General features: G+C 66.9%; 19 protein-coding genes. 17 read left to right on the top strand and 2 right to left on the bottom strand.

What is annotated here, in order from left to right; genetic code table 11:
- From JL101_RS11460 to JL101_RS11470, 3 genes are all read left to right on the top strand, one after another.
- Positions 1 to 711, top strand: coding sequence for an ABC transporter ATP-binding protein (locus JL101_RS11460; protein ID WP_201081265.1), 711 nt, complete (start codon positions 1 to 3; stop codon positions 709 to 711).
- A gap of 6 nt (positions 712 to 717) precedes the next feature.
- Positions 718 to 1089 (top strand): DUF6867 family protein, encoded by a 372-nt coding sequence (locus JL101_RS11465; RefSeq protein ID WP_323374724.1) that lies wholly within the window; start codon positions 718 to 720, stop codon positions 1087 to 1089.
- A gap of 163 nt (positions 1090 to 1252) precedes the next feature.
- Positions 1253 to 2371 (top strand): branched-chain amino acid ABC transporter substrate-binding protein, encoded by a 1119-nt coding sequence (locus JL101_RS11470; RefSeq protein WP_203095181.1) that lies wholly within the window; start codon positions 1253 to 1255, stop codon positions 2369 to 2371.
- Between the two features lie 84 nt (positions 2372 to 2455).
- On the opposite strand, the gene JL101_RS11475 is transcribed toward JL101_RS11470, so the two are convergent.
- A complete protein-coding gene (locus JL101_RS11475) occupies positions 2456 to 2722 on the bottom strand; it encodes a hypothetical protein (protein ID WP_203095182.1) in 267 nt (88 codons plus the stop codon).
- Positions 2723 to 2913: 191 nt separating this feature from the next.
- Here JL101_RS11475 and JL101_RS11480 point away from each other — a divergent pair, with 191 nt between their 5' ends.
- The 4 genes from JL101_RS11480 (at position 2914) to JL101_RS11495 (ending at position 7734) form a co-directional block, all read left to right on the top strand.
- Positions 2914 to 3129, top strand: coding sequence for a hypothetical protein (locus JL101_RS11480; RefSeq protein WP_203095183.1), 216 nt, complete (start codon positions 2914 to 2916; stop codon positions 3127 to 3129).
- 457 nt (positions 3130 to 3586) lie between these two features.
- Positions 3587 to 4966: a glutathione-disulfide reductase gene (gene gor / locus JL101_RS11485; protein ID WP_203095184.1), complete on the top strand. Its 1380-nt coding sequence runs from the start codon at positions 3587 to 3589 to the stop codon at positions 4964 to 4966.
- Between the two features lie 163 nt (positions 4967 to 5129).
- A complete protein-coding gene (locus tag JL101_RS11490; RefSeq protein ID WP_203095185.1) occupies positions 5130 to 6518 on the top strand; it encodes a class II 3-deoxy-7-phosphoheptulonate synthase in 1389 nt (462 codons plus the stop codon).
- Between the two features lie 61 nt (positions 6519 to 6579).
- Complete coding sequence (locus JL101_RS11495; RefSeq protein ID WP_228435410.1) at positions 6580 to 7734, top strand: nicotinate phosphoribosyltransferase; 1155 nt, start codon at positions 6580 to 6582, stop codon at positions 7732 to 7734.
- Positions 7735 to 7746: 12 nt separating this feature from the next.
- Here JL101_RS11495 and JL101_RS11500 read toward each other — a convergent pair whose 3' ends face one another.
- Positions 7747 to 9705 carry a methyl-accepting chemotaxis protein gene (locus JL101_RS11500; protein WP_203095186.1) on the bottom strand — a complete coding sequence of 653 codons (1959 nt, stop codon included), beginning with the start codon at positions 9703 to 9705 and terminating at the stop codon, positions 7747 to 7749.
- A gap of 530 nt (positions 9706 to 10235) precedes the next feature.
- Here JL101_RS11500 and JL101_RS11505 point away from each other — a divergent pair.
- The 10 genes from JL101_RS11505 (at position 10236) to JL101_RS11550 (ending at position 22218) form a co-directional block, all read left to right on the top strand.
- On the top strand, positions 10236 to 11861 hold the full coding sequence (locus tag JL101_RS11505; protein ID WP_203095187.1) for a protoglobin domain-containing protein: 1626 nt from the start codon (positions 10236 to 10238) through the stop codon (positions 11859 to 11861).
- Positions 11862 to 11944: 83 nt separating this feature from the next.
- Positions 11945 to 13609, top strand: a complete 1665-nt coding sequence (locus tag JL101_RS11510) for an NAD+ synthase (RefSeq protein ID WP_203095188.1) — start codon at positions 11945 to 11947, stop codon at positions 13607 to 13609.
- 106 nt (positions 13610 to 13715) lie between these two features.
- Positions 13716 to 15032 carry a cytochrome c peroxidase gene (locus tag JL101_RS11515; RefSeq protein WP_203095189.1) on the top strand — a complete coding sequence of 439 codons (1317 nt, stop codon included), beginning with the start codon at positions 13716 to 13718 and terminating at the stop codon, positions 15030 to 15032.
- 90 nt (positions 15033 to 15122) lie between these two features.
- A complete protein-coding gene (gltX, locus tag JL101_RS11520) occupies positions 15123 to 16466 on the top strand; it encodes a glutamate--tRNA ligase (protein ID WP_203095190.1) in 1344 nt (447 codons plus the stop codon).
- 25 nt (positions 16467 to 16491) lie between these two features.
- Entirely contained in the window at positions 16492 to 17865 is a 1374-nt protein-coding gene (gene cysS, locus JL101_RS11525) for a cysteine--tRNA ligase (protein WP_203095191.1), read from the top strand.
- A complete protein-coding gene (cimA, locus tag JL101_RS11530) occupies positions 17862 to 19472 on the top strand; it encodes a citramalate synthase (RefSeq protein ID WP_203095192.1) in 1611 nt (536 codons plus the stop codon). Before cysS ends, cimA begins: the two co-directional genes overlap by 4 nt.
- A 27-nt stretch (positions 19473 to 19499) precedes the next feature.
- Positions 19500 to 20273, top strand: coding sequence for an RNA methyltransferase (locus JL101_RS11535; protein WP_203095193.1), 774 nt, complete (start codon positions 19500 to 19502; stop codon positions 20271 to 20273).
- An 81-nt stretch (positions 20274 to 20354) separates the two neighbouring features.
- Positions 20355 to 20615: a hypothetical protein gene (locus JL101_RS11540; RefSeq protein WP_203095194.1), complete on the top strand. Its 261-nt coding sequence runs from the start codon at positions 20355 to 20357 to the stop codon at positions 20613 to 20615.
- Positions 20616 to 20749: 134 nt separating this feature from the next.
- Complete coding sequence (locus JL101_RS11545) at positions 20750 to 21469, top strand: response regulator transcription factor (RefSeq protein ID WP_203095195.1); 720 nt, start codon at positions 20750 to 20752, stop codon at positions 21467 to 21469.
- A 224-nt stretch (positions 21470 to 21693) separates the two neighbouring features.
- Positions 21694 to 22218, top strand: coding sequence for a YfiR/HmsC family protein (locus JL101_RS11550; protein ID WP_203095196.1), 525 nt, complete (start codon positions 21694 to 21696; stop codon positions 22216 to 22218).
- The last annotated feature ends 36 nt before the right edge of the window (positions 22219 to 22254 follow it).

Consider the following 22254-nt stretch of genomic DNA (forward strand, 5'->3'; position numbering starts at 1 on the left):
ATGTTGAAGATTCAGGGCGTCCACACCTTCTACGGTTCGATCGAGGCCCTGAAGGGCGTGGACATGGAAGTGTCCGCCGGCGAGATCGTGACGCTGATCGGCGCCAACGGCGCCGGCAAGTCGACCCTGCTGATGACCATCTGCGGCAACCCGCAGGCCAAGTTCGGCAGGATCATCTTCGAGGGCGAGGACATCACCCGGGTTCCCACCTTCGAGATCGTGCGGCGAGGCATCGCCCAATCGCCCGAGGGCCGGCGGATCTTCGGCCGCATGACGGTGCTGGAAAACCTCCAGATGGGATCGGTGACGGCCCAGCCCGGCAGCTTCGACCGCGAGCTGGAGCGGGTCTATACCCTGTTTCCCCGCCTGAAGGAGCGCCAGTCCCAGCGCGGCGGCACGCTGTCGGGCGGCGAGCAGCAGATGCTGGCGATCGGCCGCGCGCTGATGAGCCAGCCGCGGCTGCTGCTGCTGGACGAGCCGTCGCTGGGCCTGGCGCCGCTGATCGTGAAGCAGATCTTCAAGGTGATCGAGGACATCAACCGCGAGCAGCGGATGACGGTCTTCCTGGTGGAGCAGAACGCCTTCCACGCGCTCAAGCTGGCCCACCGCGGCTATGTCATGGTCAACGGCAATATCACCCTCCAGGGCACCGGCCGCGAGCTTCTCGCCAACGAGGAGGTCCGCACGGCATACCTGGAAGGCGGGCACTAGGAGGCTATGATGGAACAGCTTCTCGGCACCTCGATCCCTGTGTTCATCGGCCTGACGGTCGTCCTGTTCGGCGGCGCCGCCTTCATGACCGGGCAGGGCATGGCGTCGAAATGGCGGCCGATGCGGACCGCCTTCCTCTACACGGCGCTGCTGGGACTGGGCGACCGATTCCTGCTCTACGCGCTGTTCGGGGGGGAACTGCTCAGCGTGACCGGGTACGTCATCCACACCGCGGTGCTGACCGTGATCTGCATCGCGGCGTACCGGATGACACAGGCCCGCAAGATGGTGAAGCAGTATCCCTGGCTCTACGAGCGGAGCGGCCTGTTCGGCTGGCGCGAGAAGAACTCCGCGGGCGGCCACGCAGCGGTATCGTAAGTCATGGGATGACGGATTCTGTCGCACTGCGCGACAGGTCAGATATAATGAAAATACAACAGGGAGTGCCGCCCGCCGATCGCCCCGCGATACGGGCGGCAACCGGTTCGGCCTTCCCGCAAGGCATGTAACGGCCAGCTCATGAACAGGGAGCAACATGGTTATGAAGTTGAGAAAAGCGCTTCTTGCGGCGACCGCCGCTTTCACTCTCGCCACCGCAGCCGCTTCGGCCGCCTATGCGGACGTGGTGATCGCCGTGGCCGGCCCGATGACCGGCCAGTACGCGGCGTTCGGTGAGCAGATGAACAAGGGCGCGCAGATGGCCGTGGCGGACCTGAACGCCGCCGGCGGCATCCTGGGCGAGAAGATCAAGCTGGAAGTCGGCGACGACGCCTGCGATCCGAAGCAGGCGGTGGCCGTCGCCAACCAGCTCGCCGGCGCGGGCGCCATCTTCGTCGCCGGGCATTTCTGCTCCAGCTCCTCCATCCCGGCCAGCCAGGTCTATACGGAGGAGGGCATCCTGCAGATCTCTCCCGCCTCGACCAACCCGAAGCTGACCGACGAGGCCAAGGGCAACAACGTCTTCCGCGTCTGCGGCCGCGACGACCAGCAGGGCAAGGTCGCCGGCGAGTACATCGCGACCATGTACAAGGGCAAGAACGTCGCGATCATCCACGACAAGAGCGCCTACGGCAAGGGGCTGGCCGACGAGACGCAGAAGTCGCTGAACGCGGCCGGCCTCAAGGAGAAGCTGTACGAGGCGTACACAGCCGGCGAGCGTGACTATTCGGCCCTTGTCAGCAAGCTGAAGCAGTCGGCCATCGACGTCCTGTATGTCGGCGGTTACCACACGGAAGCCGGCCTGATCGCGCGCCAGCTGAAGGACCAGGGCATGAGCGTCCAGATCATCTCGGGCGACGCGCTGGTCACCGAGGAGTACTGGACGATTACCGGTCCGGCCGGCCAGGGCACCCTGATGACCTTCGGCCCCGACCCGCGCAACAAGCCGGCCGCCAAGGCGGTGGTCGAGAAGTTCCGTGCCCAGGGCTATGAGCCGGAAGGCTACACGCTGTACACCTACGCGGCGATGCAGATCTTCAAGCAGGCCGCGGAGAAGGCCGGCTCGAGCGATCTGGACAAGGTGGCCGCGGTCCTGCGGAGCACCGAATTCGACACGGTGATCGGCAAGATCGCCTTCGACCAGAAGGGCGACGTCACGACCCCGGCCTATGTGTTCTACAAGTGGAACGACGGCAAGTATGCGGAAGTAACGACCAACTAAGACCTGGGACTCGACACGACGAAAAGCCCGGCGCATCGCGCCGGGCTTTTTTCGGGTCTGGCCGCCGCGCCGTCGGGCGAGGCGTCAGTGGGCCGCGAGCTTGGCCTGGTCGGACGCCGGGGGGCGGGGCTGCAGGACATCGGCCGGCTTGATGCCGGCCTGTTCCTCGCAAACACGCAGGACGTCACGCCAGAAGGCGGCGGCACGCAGATTGTTCGCGGCGATGAGTTCGACCAGCTTGACCTTGGCCAAGCGCACGGCGTCATCGCCCAGTTCTTCGACCAGACGAGTCGCTACCAAAAGAATGTCGAGATCGGTTTTCATGTCCATGTAACGGTCAAGATGAGGCATCTGTTCCTTTTGGGGCTGAGCTTCTTCCGGCATACGACATTCGATAAATGACGAATCGCTGTTGCGTTTCCGTCACAAAACTCAAACCGGCGATGTGGGGGGTGCGGAAACTCTCGCAAGGGTACCGCCGCTGGTTTAATCATCTCCCATGCCGGCTTGGTTGGAAAAGTCACAGGTTCTGGAGAATGCCAATGCGGCGAAGGAAACGAGAGATAGCGGAAGGCCAGCGCTACCGGAGGCTGGGCCCCGGCGGCAGCGTATGGGAAATCGTCGCCGTGCGGAAAGACGTCATGGGGGCGACCCATGCGCAGATGAAGCGGGCCGACGATCCCAAGACGCTGAAGACCCTGGCGATCGCCGCCCTGCTGGACCCGGAGCAGTTCGAGCGGGTCGGCGAAGAGGCCTGAGGGGAGCGGGGCCGAGGCCGGACTTCCAGCGTCGGGCGACCCTTGCCGGGGCACCGCGGCAAGGGTGCTCCCACGGTCGGCCCTGCCCCTGCTGAGGATATTCCCTGGGGGCACGGTGGCGACGGGGCTCGCATTCCAAGAGCAATCCTGATTTCGGCACCACGGCCGAGAGCGCCGCCACTTGCGATGTTTTCATGACTGTTCCTGGTTTGCCGCAGGACGCTGCCGAAGGATCCCGGGCAGCAGTGCGGTTGGCTGTCGCGCGCGGACCGCGGCAATCCTGGGCGCCCGGCGATCGGGGCAGGAGCGCACAGCCCCGGGGGCGGAATGCCCGCAATGCACCTGGAAAGGCGTGCGGCGGGGTTCCGGTTCGAGCCTTCAGGGGCCATTTGCGTTAGGCTATGCATTGCCGGAGCCGGTACCGGCAGTGCTGTGTCCGCATCAGAGGAATGAGACGATGGCGTCCTACGACTATGACCTGTTCACCATCGGCGCCGGATCGGGCGGCGTCGCCGCCAGCCGTCGAGCCGCTTCCCACGGCGCGCGCGTCGCGATCTGCGAGGGCAGCAAGGTCGGCGGAACCTGCGTCATCCGCGGTTGCGTGCCCAAGAAGCTGCTGATGTACGGCGGGCAGTTCCGCGACGCCTTCGAGGACGCCGTCGGATACGGATGGGACGCCACCGTCCCGGATTTCGACTGGCCGAAGCTGCTGGCCGCCAAGGACCGGGAGATCGACCGGCTGAACCAGATCTATATCGGTATGCTGGAAAAAGCGGGCGTGACCCTGATCGAAGGCTTCGGCCGGCTGATCGACCGGCATACCGTCGAGGTCGCCGGGCGGCGCTATACCGCGCGCACCATCCTGATCGCGACCGGCGGGCATCCGGTCGGGCCGAGCCTGCCCGGTTTCGAGCATGCCATCAGCTCGAACGAGGCGTTGGACCTGAAGCGGCTGCCGTCGCGCATGGTGATCATCGGCGGCGGCTACATCGCCGTCGAGTTCGCCTGCATCTTCAACGCGCTGGGCGTCGACATCACGATGATGATCCGTAGCGGCGACCTGCTGAACGGGTTCGACGACGATATCCGCCAGGCGCTGGCGGTGGAGATGCGCAAACGCGGCATCACGATCCAGACCGGCATCAAGCTGGACCGGCTGGAGAAGCTCGACGACGGCTATCGCGTCGTCACGCGCGACGGCGAGCGGCTCGAGACGGAGCTTGTGTTCGCCGCGACCGGCCGGGTCCCCAACATCCGCAACCTGGGCCTTGAAGAGGTCGGGGTCGAACAGGACGAGAAGGGCGGGGTGAAGGTCGATTCCTGGTCGCGCACCAACATCGACAACATCTACGCGGTCGGCGACGTGACCAACCGGGTGGCGCTGACGCCGGTCGCCATCGCCGAGGGACGAGCCTTCGTAGAGACCATGTACAACGACAATCCGATCGAAGTCGATTACGCCAACATTCCGACCGCCGTCTTCAGCAGCCCGCCGATCGGCACGGTCGGCCTGTCGGAAGCGCAGGCCCGCCAGGTCTGCGGCGAGATCGACGTCTACAAGAGCGCCTTCAGGCCGATGAAGAACACGCTGAGCGGTCGTGACGAACGGACGCTGATGAAGCTGGTGGTGGATCGCCGGAGCGATCGCGTGATGGGTGCCCACATGCTCGGGCCCGACGCGCCGGAGATCGTCCAGGGGCTCGCGATCGCCATGAATTGCGGCGCCACCAAACGGCAGTTCGACCGCACGATCGGCCTGCACCCGTCCGCCGCCGAGGAGTTCGTCACCATGCGCGACAAGGTGCCCGACCCGGTCCGCAGCGAGGCGGCGGAGTAGGGGGCGGGGATCGCCGCGGCCGGTTGGTCGGCCCCTCCGAATCGCGGCGGATTCTTTAGCTCTGGAAATGAAACGCTGAAGGAAGTATAGCCAGATCTCTTGGATTGTCGAAAAAGCGACCGGAGCGATGAGGATTGCGCCGGTCAATGTGGAGGATGGTGCCATGGCCGAACGCTGGACCCCGAACACCTGGCGCTCGAAGCCCGTCAAGCAGATGCCCGTTTACGCCGACCAGGACAAATTGGCCGCGGCCGAGCAGCGTCTGTCGAATTATCCGCCGCTGGTCTTCGCGGGCGAGGCGCGGCGGCTCAAGGCGGCCCTGGCGGACGTGGCCCACGGCAACGGTTTTCTGCTCCAGGGCGGCGACTGTGCCGAGAGCTTCGCCGAGTTCCATCCCAACAACATCCGCGACACCTTCCGCGTCCTGCTCCAGATGGCGGTGGTGCTGACCTTCGGCGGCTCCACGCCGGTGGTGAAGGTCGGCCGCATGGCGGGGCAGTTCGCCAAGCCCCGCTCGACCGACACCGAGACCATCGACGGCACCGAGCTGCCGAGCTACCGCGGCGACATCATCAATGGGTTCGATTTCGACGCGGCCTCGCGCGAGCCCGATCCCGACCGCATGGTGCAGGCCTACAACCAGGCCGCCGCCACGCTCAACCTGCTGCGCGCCTTCGCCCAGGGCGGCTATGCCGACCTGCACAAGGTCCACCAGTGGAACCTGGGCTTCGTCGAGCGCAGCCCGGCCGGCGAGCGCTACCGCGACCTGGCCGACCGGCTGGACGAGACGCTGAACTTCATGGCGGCCTGCGGCATCACCGCGGAGACGACGCCCCAGCTGCGCGAGACCGACTTCTTCACCAGCCACGAGGCGCTGCTGCTCCCCTACGAGGAGGCGCTGACCCGCGTCGACAGCACCACGGGCGACTGGTACGACGTGTCGGCCCACATGCTGTGGATCGGCGACCGCACCCGCCAGCCCGACCATGCCCATGTCGAGTTCCTGCGCGGCGTCAAGAATCCCATCGGCCTGAAGTGCGGCCCGACCAGCGACCCGGACGAGCTGATCCGCCTGATCGACATCCTGAACCCGGCGAACGAGCCGGGACGCCTGACGCTGATCGCGCGCATGGGCCACGAGAAGGTCCAGGACAAGCTGCCGGCCCTGATCCGCAAGGTCCAGCGCGAGGGGCGGGTGGTCGTGTGGGCGTGCGATCCCATGCACGGCAACACGATCAAGTCGTCCACCGGCTACAAGACGCGGCCGTTCGACCGCATCCTGTCGGAGGTCAAGGACTTCTTCGCCGTCCATCAGGCGGAGGGCACCCATCCGGGCGGCGTCCATTTCGAACTGACCGGCCAGGACGTGACCGAATGCACCGGCGGCGCCCAGGCGATCACCGACCACGCCCTCGCCAAGCGCTACCATACCCATTGCGATCCGCGCCTGAATGCCAGCCAAGCCCTTGAACTGGCGTTCCTTATCGCCGAAGGTCTGAAGCGGAGCCGCCAGCAGCAGGACCGGGAGCGCCGGATCGCCGCGGCGGAGTGACGCGAAAACAAATCCCGGAGCGGACCCCCGCCGCTCCGGGACCAGCCAGAGCAAAAGAATCTTGGACAGTCGAGACAACGACCGCAACCTGCAAGCCCCCTGGCCGTCGGTATCCGACATCGCCCGGTGGACCGACACCTATTTCCTGCGCACCAAGGACACGGTCGGCCGGTTCGGCGACAAGCGGGTCACCTACGCGATCTTCATGCGGCGGCCGGTCGTCTCGGCGCCCCGGCTGGCGGTGGATTGGCTCCAGGGGGTCGCCCGCGAACGCGGGTTCGAGGTCGAGGTGGACCTGCTGCACACCGAAGGCCGCTGGATCGGCGCCGGCGAGCCGATCCTGTACATCACCGGCCCGCTCTATCATCTGGTCGACCTGGAAACCCTGCTGCTGATGAAGCTGGGCCCCGCCTGCGTCGCCGCCTACAACGCCTTCACCATGTGCGCCGACCTTCCCAAGGTGGCGTTCCTCGCCATGGACGCGCGGCACTGCGCCGGCACCGAGATGGCAGAGATCATGGCCTACGCGGCCAGCGTCGGCTCGGCCCGCGCCAAGCGGAAGGTCGACGCCGTCGGCTTCGTCGGCAACGCCACCGACGCGACGGCCCATTATTTCGGCCGTTCCGCCGGCATGGGGACCATGCCCCACGCCCTGATCGGCTATGCCGGATCGACCGTGCGGGCGGCCGAGATGTTCCACGAGACCTTCCCCGACCAGAACCTGACGGTCCTGGTGGATTACTTCGGCCGGGAGGTCACCGACAGCCTGGAGGTCTGCCGGCGGTTGCCGCATCTGGCCGAAGAGGGCCGGTTGAGCATGCGCATCGACACGCCGGGCGGCCGCTTCATCGAGGGCTTGGACCCGCCGGGCTCCTACGCGGTGCTGGAGCGACACGTCCCGGCCGCGATCCGGGGCTACCGGGACGAGACCCAACTCCGCTACCTGATCGGCACCGGCGTGTCGGCCGCCGCCATCTTCCACTTGCGGGACGCGCTGGACGCCGCCGGCTTCGACAAGGTCAAGATCGTGGCCAGCAGCGGCTTCAGCCCGGCCAAGTGCCGCATCATGGCGGAAGCCCAGGCGCCGATCGACGTGATCGGGACCGGCAGCTACCTGCCCGAGCGCTGGACCGAGACCTACGCGACCGCCGACATCATCGAGTATGACGGCGAGAAGCGGGTCAAGGTGGGCCGCGAGTTCCTGTTCCGGAAATAGCGGCCCCGGCTCTCAGCCCGCCCTGACGCGGTCCAGGAACGCGCCCACCTCGCGCCGCATCCGGTCGGTGTCGCGCGCCAGCCCGCGCGCCGCGTCGAGCAGCTGGCCCGATGCCGATCCCGCTTCCGTGGCGGCCGTCATCATGCCGGCCACGTTGCGCGAGACTTCCTGCGTGCCGACCGCGGCCTGCTGGACGTTGCCGGCGATCTCGCTGGTCGCGGCGCTCTGCTCCTCCACGGCCGAAGCGACCGTCGTGGAAATTTCGTTGATCCGGACCACTGTGGCACCGATGCCCCGGATGCCCGAGACCGCGGAGCCCGCGGACCCCTGGACTTCCGAAACCTTGGCCTGGATCTCCTCGGTTGCCCTGGCTGTCTGGGCGGCGAGGTTCTTGACCTCGGACGCGACAATGGCGAAACCCTTGCCGGCTTCTCCGGCGCGTGCCGCCTCGATCGTGGCGTTCAGGGCCAGGAGGTTGGTCTGGCTGGCGATATCGTTGATCAGCTGGACCACGTCGCCGATCGACTGTACCGAGTTAGACAGTCCCTCCACCGTGCGGTTGGCGTCGTCGGCTTCCCTCACGGCCGCCGCGGTGATTTCGCCGGACAGGGCGACCTGCCGGCCGATCTCCTGGATGGAGGAGCTGAGTTCCTCGGACGCGCCGGCGATCATGTTGACGTTCCGCGATGCCTCCTCGGAGGCGCCGGAGATCGCGGTGGATTGCTGCCGCGTCTGCTCTGACGAGGACGCGACGGTCTGCGCCGCCGATTCCACCTGCATCGCGGCGGCAGCCACAGCTTCGACGATCCCCTTGACCTGGCTTTCGAACCCGTCGGCCACCTGAAGCAGCGCTGCCCGGCGCTCTTCCGCGGCCCTGGCCTCCGCCTGCCGCCGCTCCGCTGCCAGGCGGCGCATCTCCAGGCCGTTGGCGCGGAACACCTCGACGCTTCGAGCCATCTCGCCCACCTCGTCGCGGCGATCCATGCCGGGAACGGGCGTGTCCAGGTCGCCCTTCGCCTGCCTTTGCATGACGTCTCCGAGCGCGAGCAGGGGAGCCGTGACCCCGCGCGAGATCATGAGGCTCAGCACCAGCATGGCCGTGACGATGCCCGCCAGCGCGATCCAGCCCAGCCGCTCCGCGTCGCGGCCGACCTCCTCGCTTCCGGCCAGCGCCTCCGCCCTCGCCCTCTCCTGGATGTCGGAGGCCTCGGTGAGGATCGGTTCCATGCGGGCGTAGGCCTCGGACAGCTCCTTCAACTGGTCGCCCAGGCCGAGCGTGGCTTCTGCCAGGGCGAGGAAGTCGCGCTGATAGGCGGCCATCTTTTCCGTGATCTCCGCCGCGACGTCGCCGGGCAGGGTCGAGGTGGCCAATTCAGCCGCGAACTCGGCCTGCCGCTTCTTCATCTCCTCGACGTACTTGGAGTCGACACGGGCCAGGAAGTCCTTCTCGTGCCGGCGCATCATCAGCATGGCGATCGTGAGCCGCGGCTGGTCCCTGTCCTTAAGCGTGTTCTCCACCGCCCTGACCGAGGACCGCAGGGAACCCAGGAGACCGTCGGTCTCCTTCAGGCCGATGCGGATACGCGTCGCCGCGACCGTCGAGAAGCTGTTGCCGTACGAGGACAGTTCGGCCCTGATCCGGTCGAGGCGCCCTGCGATCTCACCCGACGCGGGATGCGCGATGGAATCGGCTATCAGGCTGTTCGCCCGCGCGACCGTGGCCGCGTTGCGCGTCGCATACTTCTCTTCGCTGCGCAGCAGGAAGTCCTTCTCGGCCCGCCGGGCATCGAGAAGCGCCAGTTGAAGCGCCACTATCCTGTCATTCAGGGTGGATGCCGACTGTGCCTTGGACGCAAAGCTGTTCTCGCGCGCCCGCTCGTAAGTCTGGAAGCCGGCCAGCAGCACCAGGGCCGCGGCCCCGACCGCCCCGATAAGACCGATCTGTATCTTCAGGCTGAAACGTGAGAGCATTCTGTTCACGTTACCCTCTCGGAATGAGAAAATGCACGGCGGCCGTACCGGCGCCTATTAGGACCAAGCGTGTCTCGGAAATATGAATTTTAAGTTAAAATACTAATTCCGGGATGCCAAGACTTGAAACTTGTGCTAGTAATAAACTGTTTCGAGCGAGTATATTTTCGTTCTTTTCCTGAAGTCATACGTTTCTTATTTACTAGCCTCATGTACTTTGTCTTATGAGGCAATATAACGATTTTTATATAAAGGCGATGTTGATTCTTTGAAATCTATGACCGCTCGCTCCCTCGGCAGCATTCGTAGCAAAACCGTCTATCCGTCGATGGCCTTCAGGCCGGTATTTCGCTATGGGCCGGCTTTCACCTTGCCGCGGCCGGCCTGACGCCCCGTCCGTCGCGGTATGCCCCACCGGCCTCCAGACCTGCAATCCGGATGATCGTTTGGAAACAGGTGGAAGGGTTTGGTAAGCCTTTGGTCATAATACTGGGCGTTCTATGGTGGCGTGCTGGAACCCCGGAGGCAGGATGTCGAACGATCTGGATCGCGAAGCAAGGCTTGGATTCCTTGGAATCAATGACGAAACGCGATCGGCCTTGCGGAACTTCGCTCCGACCCTCGATGCGACCCTGCCGAAGACCTTGGACAGGTTCTATGAGCATCTCGCCACCGACGCCGAGATGCGGGTCATGCTGACCGGCGTTTCGATCGACCGTCTCAAGGAGGCGCAGCGCCGTCACTGGACGAGTCTGTTCGCAGGGACCTTCGACGACGCCCAACTGGAGCGGACGGTCCAGATCGGTACCACGCACCAGCGTATCGGCCTCGAGCCGCGCTGGTACATCGGCGGCTATTCCCTGGCGATGGGCGACCTGATGGACGCGGCGGTCAGTCGCTACCGCTGGCAGCCGGCCCAGCTGAGGCGGGTGCTCCGGGCGATCGTCCAGACGGTCTTCCTGGACATGGACCTGGCGATCTCCTGCTATATCGAGAGCGGCGACCAGAACCGGCAGAAGGAGCTGTGGCACCTTGCCGACACGCTGGAGCGGGAAGTCCATTCGGTCGTGTCCCAGGTCGCCGAGCGCGGCGGCCATGTTTCCGACATCGCGACGCAGACATCGGCCGCGATCGACCGCGTGGCCGGCAACGCGACCGCCGTGGCGTCTGCGGCCGAGCAGGCCACCGCCAGCTTCGAGACCGTGGCCGCCGCGGGCGAGCAGCTCTCCGCCTCGGTATCGGAGATCAGCCGGCAGGTCAGCGTTTCGCGCACCGTCACCCGGCAGGCGGTCGATCAGGCGGGATCCGCGAACCTCTCGGTGCAGGGGCTGGCGACCGCCGCGGGGGAGATCGGGCAGATAGTCCGGGTGATCAACGAGATCGCCGGCCAGACCAACCTCCTGGCCCTCAACGCCACGATCGAGGCGGCACGCGCAGGCGAGGCCGGGAAGGGATTCGCGGTGGTCGCCAACGAGGTGAAGGCGCTGGCATCGCAGACCGCGCGCGCGACCGAGCAGATCTCCGCCCAGATCGCGCGCATCCAGGCCGAGACCGAGAAGGCGGTGTCGGGTATCCAGAGCATCGTCGGCGTGATCCACGAGGTGGAGGCGATCTCCGCCGGCATCGCAGCCGCGATCGAGCAGCAGACCGCCTCGACCGGAGAGATCAGCCGCAGCGTCTTGGAAGCCGCCGCCGGGACGCGGCAGGTCGCCGCCAGCATCACCGAAGTGGCCCACGATACCGGCGAGGCGTCGGAGCTGATGCACGAGGTGCGGTCCGAAACCGGCACCATGACCCAGCATGTCGGCCACCTCCAGAACGAGATCGATCGGCTGATGAGCACGATGAGGACTCACGAGGTGTTCGACCGCCGGAGACACCGGCGACACCCCGTCGGTTTCTCGGCGACGGTATCCGTCGGCGGTACCGGGAGGCAGGTCGGGCTGGTCGACCTGTCGGCGGGCGGCGTCGGGCTCGTCGGGACCGTCACGGGTTCGGCCGGCGGGATGGTCGAGCTTGTCCTTCCCGGACTTGAGGCCGCGATCAGGGGGCAGATCCTCTCGACGGAGCGCGACATCACCCACCTGAAGTTCGAGCGGACGCTGACGCCGGTCGAACTGGCGGGCCTGCTGCGATCGGGCCAGATGGCGGCATGAACGACGGTCCCGCCTTGCCGCTTTGAGCGGGCGGACCGTCTTGGTAGATTGCGCGATCGATCCTTCCTGATGCCGGCATCGCCATGACCGACCTCCTCGCCATCGCCCTGGCCCAGCTGAACCCGACCACGGGCGCCATCGACCAGAACATCGACCGTATCCGCGCGGCGCGGGCGGAGGCGTCCGCGCGCGGGGCGGACCTGATGGTCTGCGCCGCCATGGGCGTCTCGGGCCAGCCGGTCGAGCAGCTCGTCCTCAAGCCGTTCTTCCTGGACGCGGTCGAGCAGGCGGTCCGGGAATTCGCCGGGGAAACGAAGGATGGCGGGCCCGGTGTGCTGGTCGGCGCCCCCTGGCGGGTGGATGGGCAGGTCTGCAACGCCGTCCTGATGCTGGACGGCGGCCGGGTGGCCACCATCCGGACCAAGCATGTGCTGGCGAACGGGATCCCGTTCGACGAGCGGCACCTGTTCGCGTCCGGTCCGGTCCCTGGTCCGGTCAATTTCCGGGGTGTCCGCCTGGGCGTCATGATCGCCGACGACATGGCGACGGCCGACGTCGCCGAGGCGCTCGGCGAGTGCGGAGCCGAAATCCTGGTGGTCGCCGGGGGCGACGCGGTCGACCTGGACACCCAGGACCGCCGGATCAACCTCGCCGTGGCCCGGGTCCCCGAGACCGGGCTGCCGCTGCTGTATGTCAATCAGGTCGGCGGGCATGACGAACTGGTGTTCGACGGGTCGAGCTTCGTCCTGGGCGCGGATCGCGCGCTGCGGATCCACGCGCCCGCTTTCCGGGAAAGCCTGACGGTGGCCCGGTGGGAACGCGGCGGTGACGATGCCTGGATCTGCCACGAGGGGGAACTGTCGGCCCCGCCGTCCGGGCTGGCCGCGGCATATCAGGCGCTCATGCTGGGGCTGCGCGACCATATCGGGAAGAGCAAACGGAATGGCGTGCTGGTCGGCCTGACCGACGGCGTCGACAGCGCGTTGACGGCGGCGTTGGCCGTCGATGCGCTGGGTCCGGACCGGGTCCACTGCATCCTGTTGCCGTCTCCCGACACCGGCCGGGAGTTCCTGGAGGACGGCGCTGAGGTCGCGGAACTGCTCGGCTGCAAGATCGACGAGATCGCGATCGCGCCGGCCTTGCGGGCGGCCGATGCCATGCTCGCCCCGGCCTTCGCCGGCCGCGATCCCGACAGGGCGGATGACGACCTTCGAGGAAGCCTGCGCGGTGCCGTCCTGCTGGCCCTGGCGGAGAAGTTCGATGCGATCGCCCTGTCGTCGGCCACGCGGACCGACGTGGCAGTCGGACGGTCGATGCTCCATGGGGACCTGTGGGGCGGCTTCGCCGTGCTGAAGGACGTCTACCGGACCACCGTCGTGGCGCTGGCCAACTGGCGCAACCGCAACCTTCCCGACGATTCCAAGGGGCCGGCGGGCCGCGTGGTGCCCGAGCGGGTCATCACCGATACGGCCGTGATAGGGCGGCGGACCGGTCGGGACACGGGATGGGCGCTGCCCCCGGGCGACCTGCTCGACGACATCCTGCGCTGCCTCCTGGACCGGGAGATGAGCGTGGCCGAGATCCTGGACCGCGACCACGACCCGGTGGCCGTGGAACAGGTCTGGCGCCTGGTGGCCTGGGCGGAGCACCAGCGCCGCCAGCTTCCGCCGGGGGTCAGGATCAGCGGCCAAGGCTTCGGCACCGGCCACAGGCTGCCGGTCGTCAATGGGTTCACGTCGATCCTGTGACGCGCTGCGCCGTTGGCAGGGGTGCATTCCGTCGCATCGCTAATGCGAGTGACTTGCAGTAGTGTAGTAGCCACGGTGATTTGCCCGTTCCGAGGCCTCGAGTGGTATGCGCTTTTCCGCGATCGATCCTTTCCACGTCCTGATCGGCAGCCTGGTTTGCACCCTGCTGGGCGGCATGCCCGCCCTGGCGGAACGGAAATTCGATCCGGCGGTGGCATCGGTGCTGGCCGACTATGTCAGGCCCGGATCGGTTCCCTTTCCGGACGACAACCCCTTCACCGAGGCGAAGGCCGAACTGGGCCGCAAGCTGTTCTTCGACGCCAGCCTGTCCGGAGCGGGAGACCGGTCGTGCGCCACCTGCCACGCGCCTGTTTCCGGCTGGCAGGACGGGGTGCCGGCCCACCAGGGACTGGACGGAACGCCCTTGGGGCGCCGGACGCCCTCGGTCCAGGACGCGGCCTGGGGCGAGCTGTTCTTCTGGGACGGCCGCGCCGGCAGCCTGGAGGAACAGGCCCTAGGCCCGGTCCAGAACCCGCGCGAGATGAACCAGACCCTGGAAGGCATGGTTCGGACCCTGGAGGTCGACCCGGAGTATCCGCCCCTGTTCGCCCGGGCCTTCCCGGAGGACCCGAGGATCACGCCGGTCACCGTCGCCAAGGCGCTTGCCACGTTCCAGCGAACCCTGGTGTCCGGCGTGACGCCCTTCGACCGCTGGGTCGGCGGTGACGGCGGGGCCATCAGCGAGGAGGCGAAGCGGGGCTTCCAGGTTTTCACCGGACCCGCCGGCTGCTCCTCCTGCCATTCCGGCTGGCAGTTCACCGACCACGCCTTCCACGACATCGGCCTGCCCGGCGAGGACCTCGGCCGCGGCGCGATCCTGGGCTTGCCGGAGTTGAACCACGCCTTCAAGACGCCGCCGTTGCGGAACGTCGCCGACCGCGCCCCCTACATGCATGACGGCTCGATCGGGACGCTGGAAGGGGTGGTCGAGCATTACCGTAGCGGGATCGTCCGGCGGGACACTCTGTCGCCCGACCTGCCGAGGATCGACGCGCTGTCCGAGCGGGAGAAGGCCGACCTGGTGGCTTTCCTCCACAGTCTCAGCCCCGATCCCGCGACCGCGGCGGACAGTCTTGCCGTCACCTCGGCGCCGGAGTCCGAAACCTCCGATACGCTGACGATCGTGCAGAAGGACAAGCGGTTCAGCCACCGCCATGTCCATATCAGGGTGGGCGAGACCCTGACGATCCAGAACCAGGACACGCGGGCTCACAATATCCGCGTGTTCGAGGACAGCATGGACTTCAACAGCGGGTACCAGGAACCGGGCGAACATGTCAGCCTGCCCTTCACCGAACCCGGCACCTATCACGTGTTCTGCGGCATCCATCCCAAGATGAAGCTCAAGGTGGACGTGGAGTAGGCGGGGGAGGGACCGGGTTTCCGCCGTTTCGCACGGGGCCGCGGTGTGCTATCCGTGCCGCCCCCGTGTTCCGGAAGCCCGAAGGGATCCATGAGCGTCGCCGTCCGTTTCGCGCCGAGCCCGACCGGCCAGCTCCATGTCGGAAACATCCGCCTGGCGCTGGTCAACTGGCTGTTCGCCCGCAGCCAGGGAGGCAGTTTCCTGCTGCGTCTCGACGATACCGACCTGGAGCGGTCGACGGCCGACTACGCCGCCGGGATCGAGCGCGACCTGCGCTGGCTGGGCCTTGAATGGGACCGCTTCGCCCGGCAGTCCGACCGGCTGGACCGCTACGCGGCGGCGGTCGAGCGGCTGAAGGGGGCGGGGCGCCTCTATCCCTGCTACGAGACCGCCGAGGAACTGTCGCTCAAGCGCAAGAGCCTGCTGGGCCGTGGCCTGCCGCCGATCTACGACCGTGCCGCGCTGCGGCTGGCCGATGCCGACCGGGCGCGCCTGGAAGCCGAGGGTCGAACGCCGCACTGGCGCTTCCTGCTGGAGCACGAGCCGGTGGAATGGGACGACCTGGTGCGCGGCCCGCAGCATTTCCACGGACGGGACCTCAGCGACCCGGTGCTGATCCGCGAGGACGGGCGGACGCTCTACACGCTGTCCTCGGTCGTCGATGACATCGAGCTGGACATCACCCACGTCATCCGGGGGGAGGACCACGTCGCCAACACGGCGGTGCAGGTCCAGCTCTGGCAGGCGCTGGGCGGACCGGTGCCGGGCTTTGCCCACCTGCCGCTGCTGACCGACGCGACCGGGGCGGGCCTGTCGAAGCGGCTGGGCAGCATCAGCGTCGCCAGCCTGCGCGACGACCAGGGCGTCGAGCCGATGGCGATCAACAGCCTGCTCGCCAAGCTGGGCACGTCGGACGCGATCGAGGCCCGCATGAGCCTGGCCGAGCTGGCGGCCGAATTCGACATGGCCAAGGTCGCCCGTGGCGCCCCCAAGTTCGATCCGGAGGAACTTGCCCGGCTGAACGCCCGCGTGCTCCACGCGACGCCTTTCGAGGCGGTCGCCGGCCGGCTGCAAGCCCTGGGCTTCGGCGGGATCGACGCCACCTTCTGGAAAGCGGTGCGGCCGAACCTGTCGCGGCTGGCCGACGTCGCGGAGTGGTGGCATGTCGCCCGCGAGCCGATCGAGCCGGTGGTCGAGGACGCGGAGTTCGCCTCGGCCGCCGCGGCCCTGCTGCCGGCGGATCCTTGGGACGATACGACCTGGAGCACCTGGACCGGCGCCGTCAAGTCGGCGACCGGGCGCAAGGGCAAGGGCCTGTTCATGCCGCTGCGCCTGGCGCTCACCGGCCGCGACCATGGACCGGAGCTGAAGAATTTGTTACCTCTGATCGGTCGCGAGCGGGCGGAAGCGCGGCTCGCCGGCCGGGTTGCCTGAAGTGGCTCTGTTTAAGGAAAGACCGGTGGCGCTGGATCTCTTCAATACGCTGACACGCCAGAAGGAACGGTTCGAGCCGCTGGTGCCGGGCAAGGTGGGCCTCTATGTCTGCGGCCCGACGGTCTATGACTACGCCCATATCGGGAATGCGCGCCCCGTCGTCGTGTTCGACGTGCTGTACCGGCTGCTGCGGCGGCTGTACGGCCAAGTCCGCTATGTCCGGAACATCACCGACGTCGACGACAAGATCATCGACCGCGCGCGGGAGAGCGGGGAGGAGATCGACAGCGTCACCTCGCGCACGACCGAGGCGTACCACCACGACATGGCCGCGCTGAACGCCCTGCCGCCGGATGTCGAGCCTCGGGCGACCGCCCATGTCGCCCAGATGATCCGGATGATCGGGCGCTTGATCGCCACCGGCAACGCCTACGAGGCCGAAGGACACGTGATGTTTAGCGTGCCGTCGATGGCGGACTATGGCCGGCTGTCGCGCCGGTCCCGGGACGAGCTGATCGCCGGCGCCCGGGTCGAGGTCGCGCCCTATAAGCGCGACCCGGCCGACTTCGTGCTGTGGAAGCCCTCCGCTCCCGAGGTGCCGGGCTGGGACAGCCCCTGGGGGCGGGGACGGCCGGGCTGGCATATCGAGTGCTCCGCCATGGCGGAGGAGCACCTGGGGGAGACGTTCGACATCCATGGCGGCGGGCTCGACCTGATCTTTCCGCACCATGAGAACGAGATCGCCCAGTCGGCCTGCGCCCATGGCGGCGCCCCGCTGGCGCGGTACTGGGTCCATAACGGCTTCCTGACGGTCGAAGGCGAGAAGATGTCCAAGAGCCTGGGCAACTTCTTCACCGTCCGCGACCTGCTGGCCGAATTCCCCGGGGAGGCGATCCGGCTGACCCTGCTGGGCGCCCATTACCGCCAGCCGCTCGACTTCACCCGGGACGGGCTGAAGCAGTCCAAGGCGACCCTGGACCGGTGGTACACGGCGTTGCGCTCGGTCGAGGACGTGCCCGCGTCCCGCGACCAGGTGCCGGCCGAGGTGATGGCGGCGCTGGAGGACGACCTGAACACGCCGCTGGCGATCAGCCACGTCCACGGCATCGTGACGGCCCTGAACAAGGCGACGGAACCGGCGGAGCGCGCGGCGCTGAAGGCCGCCTTGCTGGGTGCCGGCGGCGTGCTGGGCCTGCTCGGGCAGGGTCCGACCGAATGGTTCCGCGGCGGCGATGCCGGCGGGCCGGACGCCGCGGCCATCGAGGACCTGATCGAGCAGCGCAAGCAGGCCCGCAAGTCCAAGGACTTCGCGGCGGCCGACCGGATCCGGAAGGAGCTGGCCGACCAGGGCATCGTGCTGGAGGACGGTCCCGGCGGGACCACCTGGAAGCGGGCATGACCATGGGCGAGCGCATATATCTCTACGACACCACCCTGAGGGACGGCGCGCAGACCCAGGGCGTCGATTTCTCCGTGGCCGACAAGACGGCCATCGCCCGGGACCTGGACCTGCTGGGGATCGATTACGTGGAGGGCGGCTGGCCGGGCGCCAACCCGACCGACGACGCCTTCTTCGCCGACCCGCCGCAGCTGCGGAACGCCACCTTCACCGCCTTCGGCATGACCCGCCGGCCCGGCCGGAGCGCCGCCAACGACCCCGGCCTGGCCGGCCTGGTGGGTGCGAAATGCGCCGCGGTCTGCATGGTCGGCAAGACCTGGGACTTCCATGTGGACGTGGCGCTGAACATCCCGCGTTCGGAGAACCTGGAGCTGATCTCCGACAGCATCAGGCTGATCCGGGAGCGCAAGGGCGAGGCGCTGTTCGACGCGGAGCATTTCTTCGACGGCTACAAGGCCAACCCGGACTACGCGGTTGACTGCCTGATGGCGGCCTTCGAGGCCGGAGCCCGCTGGATCGTGCTGTGCGACACCAACGGCGGCTCCCTCCCGGACGAGGTCGAACGGATCGTCCGCGCCGTGGCGGAGCGCATTCCCGGAACCAACCTGGGCATCCACACCCACAACGACACGGAGAACGCCGTCGCGAACTCCCTGGCGGCCGTGCGTGCCGGCGCCAGGATGATCCAGGGGACGCTGAACGGGCTGGGCGAACGCTGCGGCAACGCCAACCTGGTCTCGCTGATCCCGACGCTGATGCTGAAGATGGGCTTCGAGACCGGGATCACCGCCGAGGGCCTGCGCCGCCTGACCCAGGTCTCGCGCGGGCTGGACGAGCGGCTGAACCGCGCGCCCGACCGGCACGCTCCCTATGTCGGGGAGAGCGCGTTCGCCCACAAGGGCGGCCTGCATGTCTCGGCGGTGGAGAAGGACCCGACGAGCTACGAGCATGTGGACCCGGCCAGCGTCGGCAACCGCCGGTGCATCGTCGTCTCGGACCAAGCCGGCCGGTCGAACCTGCTTGCCCGGTTCCGCGAGATCGGCATCGAAATCGATGCCCGCGACGAGCGCGTCGCCGATCTGGTCGACCTCGTCAAGCGGCGGGAATATGACGGGTACGCCTATGACGGCGCCGAAGCGAGCTTCGAGCTGCTGGCCCGCCGCGCCCTGGGCGAGGTGCCGGATTTCTTCCGCCTGCAGAGCTTCCGGGTCATCGACGAGCGGCGCTGGAACGCCCGGGACGAGTTGATCACCCTGTCGGAAGCGACGATCAAGCTGGATGTCGGCAGCCAGTCGCTGATGACCGTCGCCGAGGGCAACGGCCCCGTCAATGCGCTGGACATAGCGCTCCGCAAGGCGCTCGTGCCCGCCTATCCGGACCTGGAGGGGCTCCGGCTGGTCGACTACAAGGTCCGCATCCTGACGCCGAACGACGGAACCAAGGCGGTGACACGGGTCATGATCGAGAGCACCGACGGCTGCGGCGACCGCTGGACGACGGTCGGCGTCTCGGCCAACGTGATCGACGCGTCCTACAACGCGCTGCACGACAGCATCACCTACCGGCTGTACCGCGCCAGCATCGCCGCGGCGCGGGACGGCCGTTGATATAGAGACAGTCAGACATATAGAGATATGGCAGGAACCAACCCCCAGCGGGACGCCGTGCTCGGCGGACCGGCGATCATCCTGATCGAGCCCCAGCTCGGCGAGAATATCGGCACCTGCGCCCGCGCGATGCTGAACTGCGGTCTGACCGACCTGCGGCTGGTCCGTCCGCGCGACGGCTGGCCGAGCGGCAGCGCCAAGGCCTCCGCGTCCGGCGCGGACCTGGTGCTCGACAACGCGCGCCTGTTCGACCGGACGGAGGACGCGATCGCCGACCTGTCCCACGTCTTCGCGACCACCGCGCGCAATCGCGGCATGATCAAGCGGATCATGACCCCGCGCGAGGCGGCGTCGGAGATGCGGGCCCAATCTTCCGCCGGCCTTGCGACGGGCGTGCTGTTCGGGCCGGAGCGGACGGGGCTGTTCAACGACGACCTGGCGCTGGCCGATACCAGCCTGACGGTTCCGCTGAACCCCGCGTTCAGCTCGCTCAACCTTGCCCAGGCCGTCCTGATCATCGGGTACGAATGGTACCAGACCGGCGAGGTGGCGCCGGGACGCTATCTGCACACTGGAGCGACCCGGCCCGCCAACAAGGAAGAACTGGTGAACCTGTTCTCCCATCTGGAAGAGGAGCTGGAAAACTCGCGGTTCTTTTCATCGCCTGAGAAGAAGCCGTCGATGATTCGATCTATAAGAAACTGCTTCCAGCGCATGGATATGACTGAACAGGAAGTCAGGACTTTCCATGGCATCATTTCGGCATTGACCGGACGTAAGAGGTCCGCGCCTAAAGAATAGCCATTGAACGTTCAGGATAGACTTCCGTGGGCTGGCACGATGGTTGCTGAGATTCCCCTATCCAACAGATAGGAGAGGGCAATGAGCATCCAGAAGTTCGGCCGGAGCCTGCGTCGTGCGCTTCGGCATTTGCAATTTGCGGTTCAAGGTGCGAACACGCGGGTCAGATTGACCGAGGCGGGAATTCTGCTGAGCGATGCGGCGGACGAGATCGACCTCGCCCTGATGGAGCTGGAAATCGCGAACAGCAACGACTTGGAGTGCGCCGACCTGCGCGAGGCAACCGCCCAGATCCACGAGGCGATCCACCTGATCAGCGGGGTCCGCCGCAGGATAGTATAGGCGGGAGACCGGACCCATTTGCTCGCCTCCGAGGAGAGCCGGACCGACGGCATGTCGCTTGTCCGGCGATGGAACCCGGATTATCAATACCGGAAACCGAGCACCCGCGCCGGGGCCGACCGGAGACGAGCGACATGGATCGGGGCATTGAAACCGGCGCGTCCAGCCGGCATGCCATACTGCTGGTGGAAGGGGATGCATCCGAGCGCGCCGCGACGGCCGCGGTCCTGAGGCAGGAGGGCCACCATATCGTCGAAGCGGCGAGCCTGAGGGAGATGGACCGGACCTTGTCGGAACGGCGTTTCGATCTGCTGCTCACCGACCTGGCGCTGCCCGACGGAATTGCCTTCACCAGGCTCGGGCAACTCCGCCGCGACGAATGCCTCGGCATCATCGTCGTCACCGCCCGGACGGAGGAAGTCGACCGCATTCTCAGCCTGGAACTGGGCGCCGACGACTATCTGGTGAAGCCTCTCAACCTGCGGGAACTGGCGCTGCGCGTCAGGAACCTGCTGCGCCGTCTGCGGGCGGGGCGATCGGGCGCCGGGGCCAGCTGCCGTTTCGACGGGTGGACGCTGGACCTTGCGCGGCGCCATCTGCAGGACCCGGCCGGACGCAATGTCCGGCTGACCCGCAGCGAGTTCGACCTGCTGGTCACGCTTGCGTCCAATCCCGGAAGCATCCTCGACCGTGACCGCCTGACCGCCGCCGTCAGCAGGCGGCCGGGATCGCCGGACGACCGCACGATCGACGTGCTGATCGGGCGGCTGCGGCGCAAGATCGAAATCGATCCGCAAGATCCGAGGCTGATCCTGACGATCCACGGTCAGGGATACTGCTTCGCGGCGGTTTGACGGCCGGAATCGGGACTCCTGACAAGGGCAAATGAATGCTTCAGTATTAATTCGATTTATAACAATATACGTGCCCAAGCTGCAGCATTTCATTTTTGAAACAGCCTGTTCAACTTCATTCACGATATTCGTTTAAGTTTTACTAGAGACATGCAAAGGCAAACTATAGCTTTCGAACCGAGAGGCATTCCGAAAACTACCCGCCAAACAGCGAGGACACGCTTATGAAGTGGAAGGCGCTTGTCCTGACGGTTCTGCTTTGCCTGCCCGCAGCCATGGCTCGCGCCGATGTGGCGCTGGACGATGTGCAGGTCATCGCCAAGTCGTTGGGCTTCCTGGCTGCCAAGCCGGCTACTCCCGCCAAGATGGCGATAGTTTTCGCGCCGGACATCGCTGCCTCCAAGGCCGAGGCCGACCGGCTCGCCACCATGCTCGGCGGCGGCTTCAAGGAGGGCTCGCTGACGCTCGAGCCGCTGCTGGTGCCGGTCACCGAGCTCGAGAAGCTCGACGGGGCCGGCGTCGTCTTCGTGACCACGGGGCTGGCGGCGCACCAGGGCGCCATCTTCGAGTCGGCCAGGGCGAAGCGTCTCCTCACCGTTTCGACCGATTCGAGCTGCGTGCGCACGGGGCACTGCGTCATGTCGGTCGCCAGCCAGCCGGCCGTCGAGATCCTGGTGAACAAGCAGGCGGCCGATCAATCCCAGGTCGCATTCAGGGCGGCCTTCCGCATGCTCATCATCGAAATCTGATGCCGTCCCCGCCTAGCGTGACGCTCCGAGGATCCG

The organism is Skermanella rosea (assembly GCF_016806835.2).
GTDB lineage: Bacteria > Pseudomonadota > Alphaproteobacteria > Azospirillales > Azospirillaceae > Skermanella > Skermanella rosea.